13 protein-coding genes are annotated in these 14516 nt (G+C 67.7%); 7 read left to right on the top strand and 6 right to left on the bottom strand.

Going from position 1 to position 14516, the window contains the following annotated elements; translation table 11 throughout:
- Positions 1 to 34: 34 nt before the first annotated feature.
- Entirely contained in the window at positions 35 to 619 is a 585-nt protein-coding gene (locus ACYQ1L_RS10950; protein WP_460004170.1) for a hypothetical protein, read from the top strand.
- Positions 620 to 670: 51 nt separating this feature from the next.
- The gene (locus ACYQ1L_RS10945) at positions 671 to 1231 is read left to right on the top strand and encodes a hypothetical protein (RefSeq protein WP_460004169.1); all 561 of its coding nucleotides are present in this window, start codon (positions 671 to 673) and stop codon (positions 1229 to 1231) included.
- Here the strand turns inward: ACYQ1L_RS10945 and ACYQ1L_RS10940 are convergent.
- Genes ACYQ1L_RS10940 through ACYQ1L_RS10920 form a run of 5 tightly spaced genes read right to left on the bottom strand, consistent with a single transcriptional unit; the run spans position 1221 to position 5969 of the window.
- Complete coding sequence (locus tag ACYQ1L_RS10940; RefSeq protein WP_460004168.1) at positions 1221 to 2177, bottom strand: hypothetical protein; 957 nt, start codon at positions 2175 to 2177, stop codon at positions 1221 to 1223. The two genes, ACYQ1L_RS10945 and ACYQ1L_RS10940, sit on opposite strands and share 11 nt — an antisense overlap.
- A 38-nt stretch (positions 2178 to 2215) precedes the next feature.
- A complete protein-coding gene (locus ACYQ1L_RS10935) occupies positions 2216 to 2491 on the bottom strand; it encodes a hypothetical protein (protein WP_460004167.1) in 276 nt (91 codons plus the stop codon).
- 17 nt (positions 2492 to 2508) lie between these two features.
- Entirely contained in the window at positions 2509 to 3360 is an 852-nt protein-coding gene (locus ACYQ1L_RS10930; RefSeq protein WP_460004166.1) for an exonuclease domain-containing protein, read from the bottom strand.
- A 1-nt stretch (position 3361) separates the two neighbouring features.
- Positions 3362 to 5005 (bottom strand): hypothetical protein, encoded by a 1644-nt coding sequence (locus ACYQ1L_RS10925; protein WP_460004165.1) that lies wholly within the window; start codon positions 5003 to 5005, stop codon positions 3362 to 3364.
- Positions 5006 to 5045: 40 nt separating this feature from the next.
- The gene (locus tag ACYQ1L_RS10920; RefSeq protein WP_460004164.1) at positions 5046 to 5969 is read right to left on the bottom strand and encodes a hypothetical protein; all 924 of its coding nucleotides are present in this window, start codon (positions 5967 to 5969) and stop codon (positions 5046 to 5048) included.
- 160 nt (positions 5970 to 6129) lie between these two features.
- On the opposite strand from ACYQ1L_RS10920, the gene ACYQ1L_RS10915 reads away from it, so the two are divergent.
- From ACYQ1L_RS10915 to ACYQ1L_RS10895, 5 genes are all read left to right on the top strand, one after another.
- Positions 6130 to 7185 (top strand): hypothetical protein, encoded by a 1056-nt coding sequence (locus ACYQ1L_RS10915; protein ID WP_460004163.1) that lies wholly within the window; start codon positions 6130 to 6132, stop codon positions 7183 to 7185.
- Between the two features lie 56 nt (positions 7186 to 7241).
- Positions 7242 to 7535: a hypothetical protein gene (locus tag ACYQ1L_RS10910; RefSeq protein ID WP_460004162.1), complete on the top strand. Its 294-nt coding sequence runs from the start codon at positions 7242 to 7244 to the stop codon at positions 7533 to 7535.
- Between the two features lie 16 nt (positions 7536 to 7551).
- Positions 7552 to 8043, top strand: coding sequence for a hypothetical protein (locus ACYQ1L_RS10905; RefSeq protein ID WP_460004161.1), 492 nt, complete (start codon positions 7552 to 7554; stop codon positions 8041 to 8043).
- Positions 8044 to 8212: 169 nt separating this feature from the next.
- Positions 8213 to 11218 carry a hypothetical protein gene (locus tag ACYQ1L_RS10900; RefSeq protein WP_460004160.1) on the top strand — a complete coding sequence of 1002 codons (3006 nt, stop codon included), beginning with the start codon at positions 8213 to 8215 and terminating at the stop codon, positions 11216 to 11218.
- Between the two features lie 33 nt (positions 11219 to 11251).
- Positions 11252 to 11929 (top strand): hypothetical protein, encoded by a 678-nt coding sequence (locus ACYQ1L_RS10895; protein WP_460004159.1) that lies wholly within the window; start codon positions 11252 to 11254, stop codon positions 11927 to 11929.
- A gap of 333 nt (positions 11930 to 12262) precedes the next feature.
- Here the strand turns inward: ACYQ1L_RS10895 and ACYQ1L_RS10890 are convergent, their stop codons facing one another.
- Entirely contained in the window at positions 12263 to 14176 is a 1914-nt protein-coding gene (locus ACYQ1L_RS10890; RefSeq protein ID WP_460004158.1) for an ATP-dependent nuclease, read from the bottom strand.
- Positions 14177 to 14516 lie beyond the last annotated feature (340 nt).

Raw genomic sequence — 14516 nt, 5'->3', positions numbered from 1 at the left:
TGTGATCACGTTGTTACGGGATTGGGGCACAGACATGGGTAAGCACGGCCTTTCCGCCACGGAGATCGGTGCTCCCTACGGGCTCGTCGCGCGCGTTACGAATCGCCTCCTCGAGTCCATGGGGGTGATCGAGCAGAGTGAGAACGGATGGGTTGCCACCGAGCTCGGTGAGAAGTACGTCAGGCACGTTCATGACGACACCGGCTACGGCGGATACGCATTCAAGAACTGGTCGAAGACATACTTCGACCCTGCGATTCTCGACGAGCTCGACATCACTCCGGATCTGATCGAGCATGCGAAGGTCGTTGACGCCGCCGACCGCGCGAAGAAGGCGTTGGAGCGGGCAACCCGACAGGAAGCAGCTGAGGCGGCCTTCAGAGCGTTCCAAGAGGAGCAACTCCGGGAAAGCGGAGGGACGGACATCGACTGGAGGAAGGTAGCAATAATCCTCGGCGGTGCCATCGCAGTGGTTGGAGGCGTTGTAGTCGTGAAGCGGTACGGACCCAGCCTCAAGCAAAGGTGGGATGAGGTCGCAGTGCCGCGGTTCAGAGCCCTGAAACGTCGGATTCCACTCGCCAGAGGCGATGAGTCCGAGGACGAGCCGGTCCACTCCTAACGCCCCGGCCGCCGCCCGTCACTGCTAGCGTCCTGCGAGTATGTGGGAACCATGGATTCCACGACCTATGATCGGCCGGTGTTCCTGCTGGACATCGACGGGACCGTGTCCCCGCTTCGTCTTCGCGACGAGTCGTCGCGCCCGTACACGGTGCACGCTGCCGGGCTCTGGGATGTGATCGTAAACGACGACGTGCGCGACCCCATCCGTCCGTGGATCGCGAGCGGGAGGGCGGAGGCGTTGTGGTTGACGGACTGGGAGCAGCCGGACTGCGACGAGCTCGCCGCCGCGCTCGACTGGCCGCGACTGCAGCGGCTGCATCCCGGTCGGGAGAATGGCGGATGGTGGAAGGAAGCCGTCGTCCGCAGCTATCTGGACCGAGGCCGGCGAGTCATCTGGGCCGACGACCAGGCGTCCGCACGGGCGAGCGGCACGATCGTCGAAGGGGACGCCAGCATCGTCGAGCCGGAGTTCGGGTTCGAACGGCCCGACGGTGTGCTCCGCAACGACGGGAGCCTGCTGCTGATCAGCCCCGCCCGCCGGTTGGGGCTGACTCGACGCGACCTGGACCTGATGGGGGCGTTCATCGCGTCGTCGGCGGTCACCAGCTAGGGGACATACCCCACTCCCGGCGCATTTTCTTCCGGGCCTTCTCGTACGCTTCGGCGCGAACCGTGTCGGCAGGGGTCTCCGTCTTCGCGGCGATCGCGTCGATCAGCATGTCCCGCCACGTGGACTTCTCCTGCGCGTACTCGGGATTCTGGATCGCGACGTGGCTGTCGATGATCGCGTCCGTCAGGGCGATCCGCGCTGACGCGAGCGTCTTCACCCGGTAGTAGGTGCCAGGCATCCGCAGTTCACTGCCGTCCGGGAGGAGCGCTTTCGCGGCACGGTCAGCCTCCCGCGCCTTCTTCTCCTCCGCACGGCGTTCCCTGGCCGCCTGCGCGTCCGCCTCCTCGGGAGTCAGCATCCGCGACGGGCGGCTGAGCACATCCACCGGCGCGGACGGGTAGCAGACCGTGCAGACCCGGGACCCTGCCGCGTCGACTATCTGCTCCTCGTCCTGACCCGAGTACTCCGGCATCCAGTTGAACCGGGTGGGGCTCCCGTCCCGGTTGCAGGTCGAGCAGTCCATGCTCCGGTGCAGGTGCCCGCCAGTGACCAGGAACGCACGCGACCACCCGCCTCGCCGGGCGAACTCGCGCTCGTACGGGACCGCCTCGTCCTGGATCGCATCGAGCTTCGCCTGTTCGACGGCGAACTCCTCCTCCAGCTGAGGAAGGCGCTCCTCGTCCCGGAACCAGCTGCGGCCCTTCCGAAGGCGCTCCTGGAGCTGCCGGACCTGCGCGTCGAGCATGTCCACCTTCACACGCTGCTTCCATGCACGGTCGAACACGTCAGACAATGCCGTGTCGATGTCCAGCGGCGTCTGCGCCGTCAGATCCCCGTGGTCCGGTTCGAGGCCTGTTTCGGGGACGCTGCGGTCGTGGTTCGCGAACTGTCCGCCAGCCGCGCCTTTTCCGTGGTGATGGTTGCCTTGCGCGTCGATGATGGTCATGCCTTCTACACGTGCGGCAGCCTGCCGGCACCGGCCGATCAGAGCGGGACGGTGTCGACGAGCTCAGCGATCGTCGCGGCGCTCGTCCGGCATGCCGAGCAGTACACCGTCGCCGACGCTCCGCGGCCGCGGGAGGCCTGCTCGAGCTGCCGTCGCAGGAGGGCGAGATGCAGTGCGCACACGAGCACCGGTGGCCGGTCGCAGCTCCGGCACGTCACGATCAGCGTTGCCGGGTGCTCGGCTTCGCTTGGAACATCGCAGGACGCGGTGAATTCGAGTGCGGCCAAGGCGGGGTCGAGGAGCGGGAACGTCATGGCTACCGCATACCCGGTCAGAGCCCGTCCGGTGGGGCGGTGCGTACCCGTGACGCGAACTGGCCGGCGTTCCCGGGTAGCGCAAGCTGGCCCCGGCGGAGGACGCGTGCGGGGTGGAGGACGGCGTCATGGGGTGCGTGGGGTTGGACACCGGGCCCGGACAGCAACGGCCACGAGCCGTCCACCGATTCGTCGTCGCCCATCCGGCCGGTCCGGCGAAGGTGCTCAGTCAGATCTCGTGCCTGTGCGCTGGCCCAACGGATCTGACGTCGATGCAGCTCGACGGCGCTCAGACCGCTCAGGCGTTCCGGGAACCGGTCGTACAGTGCCAGGGCGATACGCCCGGCGGCGACCGCGTCGGCGCCGGCATCATGCGCGTCATCGCCCAAGGCGACACCGTAGTGGGCGGCGACGTCGGTGAGCCTTCGTGATCCGGGACGGTATCGGTCCAGGGCCTTGTCGATGACGTACGTGTCGATCATCACGAGACCGCGCACCACGGGCACGCCGTGCCGTCGCGTCTCCGCTGTCAGGAGCGAGAGGTCGTACCCGCCGTTGTGAGCGACGACAGGCAGACCGTGGTCGACGACCCATTGCAAGGCCGTCGCGATCTGCTGCACGCCGGACGACGCCGGCTGACCGTGCGCACGTGCCATGGACGTGCTGATCCCATGCACGGCCTGCGCTCCGTCGGGGATCTCCACGCTCGGGTCGAGCAGCCACCGGCGCTCATCGAGCACGGCGCCGTCACCGTCGAGGAGGCCGATGAAGCAGGTCACGATCCTGTCCCGGTCGACGTCGATCCCGGTGGTCTCCAGGTCGAACACGGCCAGGCGGCGTGGCTTCCCGGCCTGATCGACACTCCGCATGTCAGCCTTCGTCGGCACGGTTCAGGTCGGCGAGGGTTACCGTTGCGAGCCGGCCGACGTATTCGTCTTCCTTCGCGAGATGCCTCAGCACCCATCGAGGTGTTCGCGGGTTCTCGGCCACGGCTGCGCGCACCGCATGGTTCCGGTCGGCGGCCATCCGATCGAGGATCACCGGGTCCGTGGCCGAGTTCTTCGCGACCATGGACCGGACGTGCCCGTCTGCGTCGGCGGCGAGAGCGCTCTGACGGTTGACGCTCAGCCGCGGACTGGCGGCCGCGGCACGCCGCACGGCCGGGTTCTGATCCCGGGAGAGGCTGTCGAGCAGGTCAGCCGGCAGCGCGGTGTTCTTCGCGGCATGCTGGCGCACCCACTCGTCCGACTCGGTGGCGAGCCGGCGGAGCACATCCTGGGGGACGGACGGGTTCGCTGCAACCATCGCCCGCGTCTGGTTGCCGGTGGACGTGTCCTCGGACAGCCGCCGCAGGGTGTCCGCCGGCGCGGAAGGGTTCTTTGCGACCTGAGCCATGACGAACCCGTTGCCGTGGGACATCCGCTCCAGGAGCTCCGGACGGGTGTGCGCGTTCGATGCGACGGAGAGTCGCACATCCTGGTCCCGGTCCTGTGCCAGCCGGTCGAGGTCGATGACGGACGTGGTCGTCCGGGCGGCAGCAGCGCGAACCGAGTCGTCCACGTCGCGGGAAAGGGCACCGAGAGTGCCGGCCGCCGTGCGCGAGTCACCGGCGACCCTCCATCGCACTACCGCATTGCTGCTGTTCGTCGCGACCGTGTCGAGGACCATCCAGTCCGTGTTCGGGTGCTCGACGATCGCCACCTGGGTCTTCTCGTCGTCGGCCTTGCCTGCGAGGTGGCGGAGGGTGTCCGCGTCCGTGTTCGGATGCTTCGCGACCGCCCGGTGCACGGCCACCGTGTCGGAATCCTGCGCGAGCGCGCTCAATGCGGCCGCGGACAGGCCATCCGCCTTCGCCAGCTTCAGCTGGTCGTTGACCGGGTGACGGATGAGCACATCGTCGATCGGGTCTGAGCCGTCGCCGAGCGGGATGAACGCGACGAACGGGGCGCCCGTGTCGTCGGAGACGATGGCGGTCCCGTTCTCGTCCCGCTCGGCCGTGTTGCCCGCCCAGCTGAGGTGCACCCCACGGGTGCTGCCGTCGCGGGTGGTGATCATCTCGTACGCGTTCTGCTTCGTGACGGTCCGCAGGTCCGGTGCGCCGTTGCGGGCTTCACCGCCACCGAGGTACACGGCCTGGACCTGCTGCCCGACGGGAAGCTCACGGCGGGCCTGAGCGGCCGCGATCCGCACCGCGTCGACGCCGACCGTCGAACGTGCGCAGTCCGCACAGGGGGAGTCGTCCTCGACGATGTCACCGCGGGACGGGTCCTTGTCGTACCCGCATTCCGGGCAGGTGCGGCCGTGTTCGGCCTGGTCGGCGCAGGTGCCGCAGAGCCCGTTCCAGCCGTTCCCGTCGTCGTTCGGGCCCCCGCACTGGTCGCAGCGGTCCGCAGCATCGTCGATGTCGAGGGAGTCGTCCGGGTCCGGTGCGGTCCGGTTGTGCCCGTTGAACTGCCCGCCGGCGGGTCCCGAGGAGTTGTGCCCGCGCCCGTGCGCGTCGATGGTGGTGCTCATGTCCGATACACGAGCGGGCAGGGGGAGATCCTGGCTGAAGTCACGCCAGGTCGCGGGCGGCGTCGTTCAGCACCTGCACGTCCAGCGCATAGTCCGCGGCGACATCCGCGAGGAGGTTGCACAGGGCGTCGAGGAGCTGCGCCGAGTTGACCGGATGACCGGAGGGCCGGTCGGCTTCCGCTTCCTCCGCGATCAGCCCGATCATGTCGACGACGTCGAGGCCGGTCTCCGGATCCTCGGGCACGTCGTGCAGGGCCACGGCGGCGACCTGGGCCATGACGTCCAGCAGGTGCCGGCGGTCGTCCTCGGTGACGTCCGTGTCTGCGAGCAGCATCTCGATCGTCTCGATGATGCCCGTCGACGTCATCGCCCACTGGGCGGGCACGAGGACGTCGGCGAGGTCGTGGGAGGACTGCAGCATCTGCGCGGCGTGCTCCGGCCCGGTGACGAACTCGGACAGGTCGATCGAATCGAGGATCTCGTCGCCGGCGCCATGCAGCCAGAGCCCGACCCGCTCCTGCACGGCCGGGTCGTCCACGTTCAGGCCGTAGTGGGCGAGGACATCCAGCCAGGTGCCCGTGACCGGGTCGTACAGCCCGCCAGCGACGAGCTCCTGGGCGACACGGACGGACCACGCCGAATCCGACTCCACATCCGGGGCCTCATCAGCGACCTGGAACGGCGCACGCAGGGCGACCGTCCGCGGCAGCCACATCAGCGGGTGCCACATGAACGACGCCTTCGCGCCAGACCATCGGCGCGGGTGCCCGTCCTCCGCACGCTCCGCGACGGGGAGGGGGACGGTCAGCAGAGGGGATGCGAGGGTGCGCTCGGCGGGGATGCCCGACGCTTCGATGAACTCGTCGAAACGGCGCACGAACGAGAGCGGGTCGCTGTTGACCAGCAGATGCTCACCGGGGGCGGTCAGGAAGGACCGGCGCTCAGCGGCGGTGATGGTGGACATAGGGCCAGATTCTCCTCAAAGCCGTGTTGCGGTTCTCTTCGCTGTCACCGTCCACCCCTGCGAACGAGACGGAGCGAGCCGGGCATGAACCTGGTGCTGTCCGCGACGGGAATCGCATGGTTTCGGCCAAGTTCGATCGGCCGCCGCGCGTGTAGGGGTCATGACCAGCTACGACGCACACGGCAACAAGCATCGCCCCGCAGGCACCAGCACCGGCGGCCAGTTCGACGGGCACCACCGCAGCGAACCGGAACCGGGTGAGGAGCTCAGCACCGTCCCCGTCGCACGGGAGCTGACGATCGAGGAGATCGACCAGCAGGCTCAGGAGCGAGCAGCGAAGGCTGCGCTCCGGGAACGGTGGGCCGAGGTCTGCCAGGTCGCCGGGAGCACCGCGGGCGGGATCACGAGCGCATACCGGCTCGATCGGAGCGTCGCCGACGACATCACCCAGGACGTGGCCGTGACGATGCTCGCATCGAAGACGAAGTCCCTGGAGGAGCAGCTCGCCCAGCCGGACACCTACATCAAGCAGGCGGTCCGCAACCGCGCGACGAAGCAGACCGTCGCCTATCAGCACAAGCGGCGCAGCGAGGACACCGCGGGACTGCGTGCACTGCAGCTGGAGGACGAGGCCTTCCTCGAGGCGAACGGCCGCCGGATGAACAACACGGAGCGCACCGCCGCCGCGGACCGGATCCGCAATTCATACCCCGTCGGCGCGCGCCCCGCCGCTGACTTCCACATCACCCGCGACACGATCAGCCTGGACATGCCGATCGCTGAGGACATGACACTCGCGGACGTCCTCCCCGACGATTCCGAGCAGGTGCGACACGACGAGGCGGACCGGATCGCCGCGCTCGCCCTGTACGAGCTGGACTCGGGGACGACGTCCGGGAAGGCGAAGGTCCGCAAGTCCACGTGGCGGATCGTCTCGATCCGTGACGGTGCGCCGCAGGTGCGTGAGAGCAGCCTGGCCAAGCGCCAGGCGAAGAAGGCCAGGGACCTGGTCACCTCCACGCCCGGCGGGGTGGTCGGCCTCCTGGACCGCTGGGAGTCCGGGGATGCCAGCACTGACGAGGAGCAGATCCTGTTCAGCCCGTTCGGGGATGACCTGGACATCCGGGCGTGCGAGCGGGTGGCCACAGTCCTGCGCCGGCGCCCCGCACTTGCCGACCGGCTGTACGCGGAGGCCGTGCGCGTCGCGACCCGCTGACGGATCGTTCGCAGGGGTGGACGGTGACCGCACTTCTCAGGAAAGGCTGACACCTCATGGACCTTGTGGGCGGGTGGAACAGAATCTGGGGGAACCTCGTTCCCCAGGGGCTCCAGATCGTGATGACCGTCGTCGGTGTGGGGATCATCGTGATCTTCATCGGACTGTGGCTGTGGCAGAAGCGCAAGGCCGGCGTCAGCGGGGTCGCGACCGGGTTCCCCGGAATGGCGACGTTCTTCGGGTGCTTGCTCGCCGGGCCGAACGTGATCCTCCCGGTCGCGCTGCTCATCATCCAGGGCATCCTCGGGATCGTCGTCGCAGTGCTCGCCTGGGGCGCCACCTTCCTGTGACCGGCAGTGGACCACGATGAGCGACAACGTCCCGCACGTCTACTCGCTGACGAAGCTCACTGGGCGGCACCGGAACGATGAACGCCGGTGGGTGGTGTTCACCGTGGAAGCCCCCCGTCACAACATCATCGTCTTCGGGGTGTCGCTGATTACCTCCCTCGCCCCGACCGCCGTGCTGATCCCGTTCCTCGGCCCGTGGGCGTTCCTAGCACCGATCGGGCTGGTGCCCCTGGGGATGTGGCTGCTCGTGGCCCGGCAGAAGCGGGGCATGAAGCTGAGGAACATGCAGGCGATCGTCGACAAGAAGCGGTCGAAGACGGGGGTGCTGTACGCGTCCGGCGAGGTGATGGGGGACCCCGTCCTCGTCATGCACCAGCAGGTGGTGATCCCCACCCCGCCCCAGGCGACCGCGGACGCGCACGGCCCGCGCGCAATGCGCGCGACCCCCCGATCGTCGACGCGAGCTCGCAGGGGCCACGCGAGCATGCGGGATCTCCTCGAAGACTGAGCCGCGCTTGCGTTCGCAGGGGTGGACGGTGAAGGCACTTTCGAGGGGAGCGCAGATGCGACGCGGAGCCAGGTGGGTTGCACGGATTGCCGCCGTTGCCGCGGCGTGCGCTCTCGCACTGCCCCTGACAGCCGCCGCCGCGCATGCGGAGAGCCCGGGAGACGCTGCTGTGTCGGTCGTCCCGTTGCGTCCGCTCGGACCCAACGACGATCCGACCACGCCGCCCGGCCCCGATGACGGTGGCGTGTGGACGAACCAGCTGTGCGAGATGTTCACGAAAGAGGACGTCCCGAACTACCAGCAGTGGCGGAAGTTCTGCCTGGACCATCCGGGGCTGCGCAGCGCCGACAACACCGAGATCACGTTCCACAACACCGTCTACCGGATGCCGACCCGGTGGCTGTCCGCCGCAAGCGGGTACTTCTCGAAGCTCGACGGGGTGAACATCGGGGCGACGTTGAACGTCGCAAGCCGCAACTTCGCGGACGCCCCGTACATGTCCGCCGGCAACGGGATGTGGTCCGCGTCCGCCGGGCTCGTGCAGGCGGCGACGTCGTTTGACGCGATCAGCGGCATCGGCGGGCAGATGGACATGGTCGGTGGTGCACTCGTGAACGGACTGCTCTCCGGGGCGGTAGGCAGCGCCGGGACGAGCCTGATGGTCATCCTTCTCGCACTCATCGTCGTTGCGGCGATCGTCCGATCCATCGGCCGCGGCGCCGGGGTCATGATCCGCCGTCTGTGCGGGCTCGGGATCATGATCGGACTGCTGCTGGGCATGTCCGCGCAGTACGCGAAGACGACCGGAATGAACCCGGGGGAGACGTACTCGCCGGCACCGCTCACCCCCGGATGGTTCGTCAAAGTCACGAACGAGTCGATCGCGAAGTACACGGACTCCGTCGCCGACGGGATCACCGGCGCGGTCAACGGGATCGGCTCGATCGCCACCCCGGGCGGAACGAAAGCGTCAGACCTTTTCAACTGCGCCGGCTACGACGGTGTCCTCTGGTCGGAGCTGCAGGAGATGGGCAAGATCGTCCCGTCCCTGGACGGCGGCCGGGTGACGAGCGTCTCGAAAGCCATGGACTCCATGTGGTTGATCACCGGGGTGGAGACGTGGAAGCGGACGCAGCTGGGGTACAACAACCCGTACGCGGACGTCGCCTACTGCCATGTCCTCGACTTCCGGTCCAACGGCGTCACCTCGTTCGGGGCGCTGGACGCGACCAGGGATCAGGCGCTGGCCCGCGGGGCGAACATCGGCGACTTCAAGAACCCCGACGGGTCGCTCCCGTTCAACCCGTCCGGGGACAAGAACCAGGCCGGGACCATGCTCGCGTGGGCGGCCTGCCAGGCGACCGGGATGTCCGCGGACAAGGTCCCGGTGATCCAGTGGAAGTGGCGGGACGGCTGGCTCGGGTTCGACGCAAGGACCGGGAACGGACCGGGCGGGACCACACGGCTGTCCAAGACGGGGGACAACTCCGCGCAGACGCTCTGCACGCAATGGTGGACGGACCGTGCGGACCCGAACGACCCGCAGTCGCAGGCGGTCCCGAAGCAGTTCGAGCTGGAAGGAAACCCTGATGACATCGCCGGGGACGCGAAGAGCGCCGCAGACCCGGAAGCGGTCGCGGACTACGCACGTGCGGTGACCGGCGTGGGTGCGGCCGGGAACCAGGCGGCGACCATCTCCTACGCGGTCGGGGCGCTCATGGCGCTCATCGCATTCGGGTTCGTCGCCCTGATCTCGTTCCTCGCGAAGTTCGCCCTGGCCGGGTTCATCATCGCGCTGTGGTTCGTGTTCTTCGCCGCGATGTTCGTGGAACGGCCGTGGAAGGACCGCATCGGGAAGACGCTGAACCAGATGCTGGGCCTGTCCGTGTTCGCGTCCCTGATCACCGCGGTGCTCGCGCTCGTCGCTCTCGTCGCCCGGGTGCTGATCACGGTCGGCACGAACATGTTCGGCGCCGGATCCCTGTTCTCGATGATCTGGTCCGGGCTCAGCCCGATCGTCGCGCTCGTGTTCGTGCACGTCCTGTTCAAGAAGGTGTTCAAGCTGCCCTCGCCGGTCTCCATCGGCGGGGCGATGGCCTGGGGCAAGGCCGGGGCGTCCGGTGCGATCGGGGCGGGACTCAGCGCCGGTGTCGGATCCGCCGCCGGGAGCTTCCTCGGCACCCGCCTGGGGTCCATGGCTCGCGGCGCGGGACGTCGGGTCGGCTCGAACCTGCTGAACCGGGCGAGCGGCGGCCGGCTGGGCATGCGCACGGGAGTGCGGCGCAGTGAGATGGGTGCACCGGTCGCGAAGACGGCAGGCCAGGTGCAGGGTGAGAAGTCCGAGCAGATGGAGCTGGAGAGCGAACAGCTCACGAGCCGTCGCAAGCAGCTCGCCGAGGCGCGAGCATGGGCGGCCGAGCAGTCTGGTCGCCGGTCGCAGCGGCAGAAGGTCACCGACGAGGTGCAGGAGCGCCGTGACGAACGTGCACGGTTGCGGGACTCCCGCCGGGACACGCGCCTGGAGCTGAAGGCCGCGGCCGCGACCGGGGACATCGCACGGATGGATCAGCTCCGCCGGGAGCAGCAGTCCCGAGAGCAGATCATCGCCGGTGGTGCGGAGCTTCGACGTCAGACCCTGTCGGGTGCGACGAAGACCCTCTCCGCGGTGCGGGATCTGCCGGCGTTGACGGCCGCTCGTGCTCGTGCGGGGGCGTCGGAGCGTTTCACGGGCCTGTGGAACTCTGCCCCGGCGACCGCGATGCGCGTGCAGGTGGGCATGGGTGCCGGGCATGTCCGCTCCATCGCGAAGGCGGCCGTGGACAACCGTGCCGTGCACGCTGCGGCGGAGTTCTCCCGGGATGCCGGGATCACCGCGGGGGCTCAGGCGATCGGACGGTACGGGCGGCAGGTCGCGAACCGGCGGGGCGAGAACAGCCGGCTCCTGGAGCGGTACCAGGCCGCGCAGGCCGCTCAGGCTCAGGCGCAGGAGGCTGCCGCCTCGAAGGCACGCGCCGACGCGAGCCGGGCCGAGCACGCGCAAGTGGAGGCCGCGGCGCAGGCGGAGCGGATGGCTCAGGCGCAGGCGAACGCACAGGCGCTGATCCAGGCCGGCGTCTTCGCCGGCGCCGGAGCGGCAACCGGGGTTCCAGGCTCCGGTGGCAGGCGAGCAGAGTGAAGGTGACCGCGTATGCGTGAGGAGGCAGGTAGCATGAGCACCATCGAAACGCCGCGGCGACCCAGCGGCGCCCCGGATGGGCGTGGGGGTGAATGGTCTCCGCGGGCACGCACTGCTCCGGAGGACACGTTGATCGAGCGCGGATCGTTCGCATTCCCGCCCGTCGGGCTCCCGAAGAACGTCGAGGAGTACACGGCGTGGTGGGAGGACGCGTCCGGGCACATCACGGACCGGACGCTGTCGAACGCCATGCACGCCTTCGCCGTCTGGCGCCAAGGCCAGATCGACGCGGCCGTCCGCTCGCAGATGGTGTGGGCCGACGAGGGCGACAAGGGCATCGACAAGCATGTCCGCAAGATCGGCGCCGGGAGCATCGATGGGCTGAACGCGCAGCGACGTCAGGCGATCATCGACGAGGCGAACGCCGCGCTCCCGCCGGAGCCCAGCCCGATCCGGATGCGCACGATCCTGAAGGCCCACCAGATCGGTGAGTGGCGGGGCGTTCTCGCGACGCCTGAAGACGAGCAGAAGGCGCTCGAGTACCCGATCGACGTGGCCGGCCAGGCGGGCAACGTGATCGGTATCCGGCAGTACTACCGGACCGAGGAGTGGGCGAACCGGGCGTTCACGGAGACCGATCTTGCCGTCGCCGACGGGCTCGCACGCCTCGCCGCGATCGAGGATCAGCGGGACGGATTCATCGCCGGCTGATCCGCCACATCGCGTCATGCCCTTCGGCGGATCCGTCAGCACCGTGCAAACGTGGACGCAACGGAACAACGGGAGGGTGTTCATCATACGTACGAGGACTCGAAGTACCAGCACGGTCAGCACACTGATCCCCGCCATTGCGGTCCTCGGTGTGCTGACCGGCTACGCGCCGTCCGCGCCGACACCGTCGGTCGCAGCGCAGAAACTGCTGGACGCGGTCGTCGCCGTCGATGCGAAAGGCGTGCAGGAAGCAGCCCGGGGTGCTCGTGACGTCGATGCAGCTTTGAAGGTGTTCTCGACTAGCCCATGCGTTGCTCGATCCGCAGCGCTCGCTCAGCCGAGGGTGCCGTTGATTCGTACGAAGAGCTTCTCGAAGTTTGCAAGTGTCCCGTCGCTTAGGTTGTCGAGCAGCTCCGGGTTCCGGAGCATGGCGTCGGCAGGGCGATGGTGGCTGAACGGCTGGTATGTGCGTTCGATCCGCTTCACGATGCGATCGCCGTGGCCAAGCTGGTCGGCGGCGAACGCAGTCCCGAAAGCCTTGTTGAACATTGCGAGGTAGTCCTCGATGTCGAAGAGATCTTCAATGTCCGAGTGGGGGCGTTCGGTGATCTCGCTGACCTGCACGATGCGGTCCCGCTTCAGCCGCGCCGCGTCCACCGCCCGATCGAGGCGCTCCGCCCCCTCGGTCCCGGAGTCGACGAGGACGGTCACGTCCAGATTCTGACCCATCAGGGAAACGAAGGCGGGAATGTTCGATGCACCACCGGTGGGGAGCACGCGCCAGCGCTCGTCGAGTCCGGTCCGACCGTGCTCCAACAACCACCTACTCAGCGCATCGAGGTACACGAAATCACTCGGACCCTCGACGAGAAGGTTTGTTGACCCGATGAAAAGGTGCTGCGCGATGTCGTACCCGAGAGCCGCCTGCAGCGGGAAGAGGCTCCCTTCGCGCACTTCCAGTGCTTCCTGCGTGACGGTCGCGCCGGTGTCAGGGCCGCCGTCCTCGACGATCCGGACGCGTCCGACCTTGTCTGTCTCGACCATGAACGGGCTGTGGGTCGTATACACGACTTGCGCCGCATCGGCGAGCCGCTCGTTGATGAACCGCAGGAAATCGCCTTGAGCGCGGCCGTGCAACGTCATGCCCGGCTCGTCGAGCAGAACCACCACGGGTTCCTTCCGGGTCTCGAACTCTGTGAACGCTGCCAGGAACGAGAAGAACCAACGGAATCCTGAGGAACGTTGGGAGAAGTTGTTCGTGAAGGCGTGGCGCGTGTCCTCGACACGGATGTCGAGATAGGTCTTCGTGACCTGGAGGGTCTGTGGATAGGTCGATACCTCCTCGATCTTGCGGTCGACGTCGAACTGGACGCGGAGGTTCTCGTTCTGCTTCCAATACTTGAAAACCTCGCGTGTGAGCTCGTGCCCCACTGCTTCAAGCTCCGCCTTGCGGTCCTCATAGTCGTCCTCGGCCAGGGCCGCCGGGGTCGTCTCGGCGAGCCTCAGCAGAGCCCGTGCGGTCTGCGTCGCCGAGGATCCAACCTCGTCGTCCTTCTCCGCGAGGGCGCTGATGTCGATCCGACCCTCCAGCTGCGAGTAGTCGGAGAAGTAGAAGAAGCGCGGGATGCGTGGCTTGAGGATCCCCACGATGACGCCCCACGCAGTATCGCCGCTTAGGGCAGCCAGTTCCTTTCTGACGCGCGCGACTTCCTCGGTGGTGCGTTCGAGCTGCCCGTCGCTCTGATCGGCTGCCAGCTCGGCGGAGACGGCCTCGATGCCGTCAAGATCGCGCACATCCTTGAAGCGCTCCGCCGTCTTTTTCCGAAGGTCGGCGCGCCCGAGGAGATTCTCGACGGCCTGCCTACCGCTTCTCTGGAACGTCCACCATGTCTTGTTCGGCCCGTACTTCCGGGAAATCGTGACTTCCGACCCCGTGACCACGCCCGCTCCGAGAGCGCTTTCGACCGCTTCGCGATCGTCGTCGTCGAGCACGAACGTCGCCGCGATCGGCTCGGCGTCTTTGACGACGTCCACGCGACGATCTTTCGAGAGCAGCCACCTCGGGTAGTCCTGCTGCTCGTTGAACTCCGCCTCGCCGACGGGGTTCAGGCGATGTAGAGCCGACAGGATCGCGGTCTTGCCGGATTCGTTCATTCCGACAAGGCACGTCACCGCGTCATCGACCATGATCTCGCCGCTGTCGAGGATGTTCCGGAAATTGCGGACGCGGAAGTGTTTCAGCTGCATGGCATTCCCCTCGTTCTCACGCAGCCGTACCCCAGCGTGCGTGCACTCACCATATCGATGGGTAGGGACAAAGGGGTGCGGAGCTCCTTGCATTGTCGTCACGCCACCACTATCCGGTCGGCGGCGAGAACAAGCTCCCCAAGCCTTAGGATGCGACCCTCCGCACGCCCGGGGAAGTCTGATGCCGCCCAGCTTGAGCTGGCCTGGGAGCAGCATGTCGTCGGCACGATCACATAATCGGAAGGGCCAGTCGCAGGTCGCATAGGACCGGCTGAACCAATGCCTCGCCGGGTGGCAGGGGGAGCTCATCGCATGCTGCGCGTCAAAGCTCACCTACATC

The organism is Microbacterium xylanilyticum, assembly GCF_054654695.1.
The sequence above is the reverse complement of the archived record's forward strand: the minus strand, read 5'-3'. Positions and strand labels throughout refer to the sequence as shown.

Bases quoted from the DNA above. Each gene is read 5' to 3' on its own strand.
- ACYQ1L_RS10950 (WP_460004170.1), top strand. From the start codon at position 35: ATGGGTAAGCACGGCCTTTCCGCCACGGAGATCGGTGCTCCCTACGGG.
- ACYQ1L_RS10945 (WP_460004169.1), top strand. From the start codon at position 671: ATGGATTCCACGACCTATGATCGGCCGGTGTTCCTGCTGGACATCGAC.
- ACYQ1L_RS10940 (WP_460004168.1), bottom strand. From the start codon at position 2,177: ATGACCATCATCGACGCGCAAGGCAACCATCACCACGGAAAAGGCGCG.
- ACYQ1L_RS10935 (WP_460004167.1), bottom strand. From the start codon at position 2,491: ATGACGTTCCCGCTCCTCGACCCCGCCTTGGCCGCACTCGAATTCACC.
- ACYQ1L_RS10930 (WP_460004166.1), bottom strand. From the start codon at position 3,360: ATGCGGAGTGTCGATCAGGCCGGGAAGCCACGCCGCCTGGCCGTGTTC.
- ACYQ1L_RS10925 (WP_460004165.1), bottom strand. From the start codon at position 5,005: ATGAGCACCACCATCGACGCGCACGGGCGCGGGCACAACTCCTCGGGA.
- ACYQ1L_RS10920 (WP_460004164.1), bottom strand. From the start codon at position 5,969: ATGTCCACCATCACCGCCGCTGAGCGCCGGTCCTTCCTGACCGCCCCC.
- ACYQ1L_RS10915 (WP_460004163.1), top strand. From the start codon at position 6,130: ATGACCAGCTACGACGCACACGGCAACAAGCATCGCCCCGCAGGCACC.
- ACYQ1L_RS10910 (WP_460004162.1), top strand. From the start codon at position 7,242: ATGGACCTTGTGGGCGGGTGGAACAGAATCTGGGGGAACCTCGTTCCC.
- ACYQ1L_RS10905 (WP_460004161.1), top strand. From the start codon at position 7,552: ATGAGCGACAACGTCCCGCACGTCTACTCGCTGACGAAGCTCACTGGG.
- ACYQ1L_RS10895 (WP_460004159.1), top strand. From the start codon at position 11,252: ATGAGCACCATCGAAACGCCGCGGCGACCCAGCGGCGCCCCGGATGGG.
- ACYQ1L_RS10890 (WP_460004158.1), bottom strand. From the start codon at position 14,176: ATGCAGCTGAAACACTTCCGCGTCCGCAATTTCCGGAACATCCTCGAC.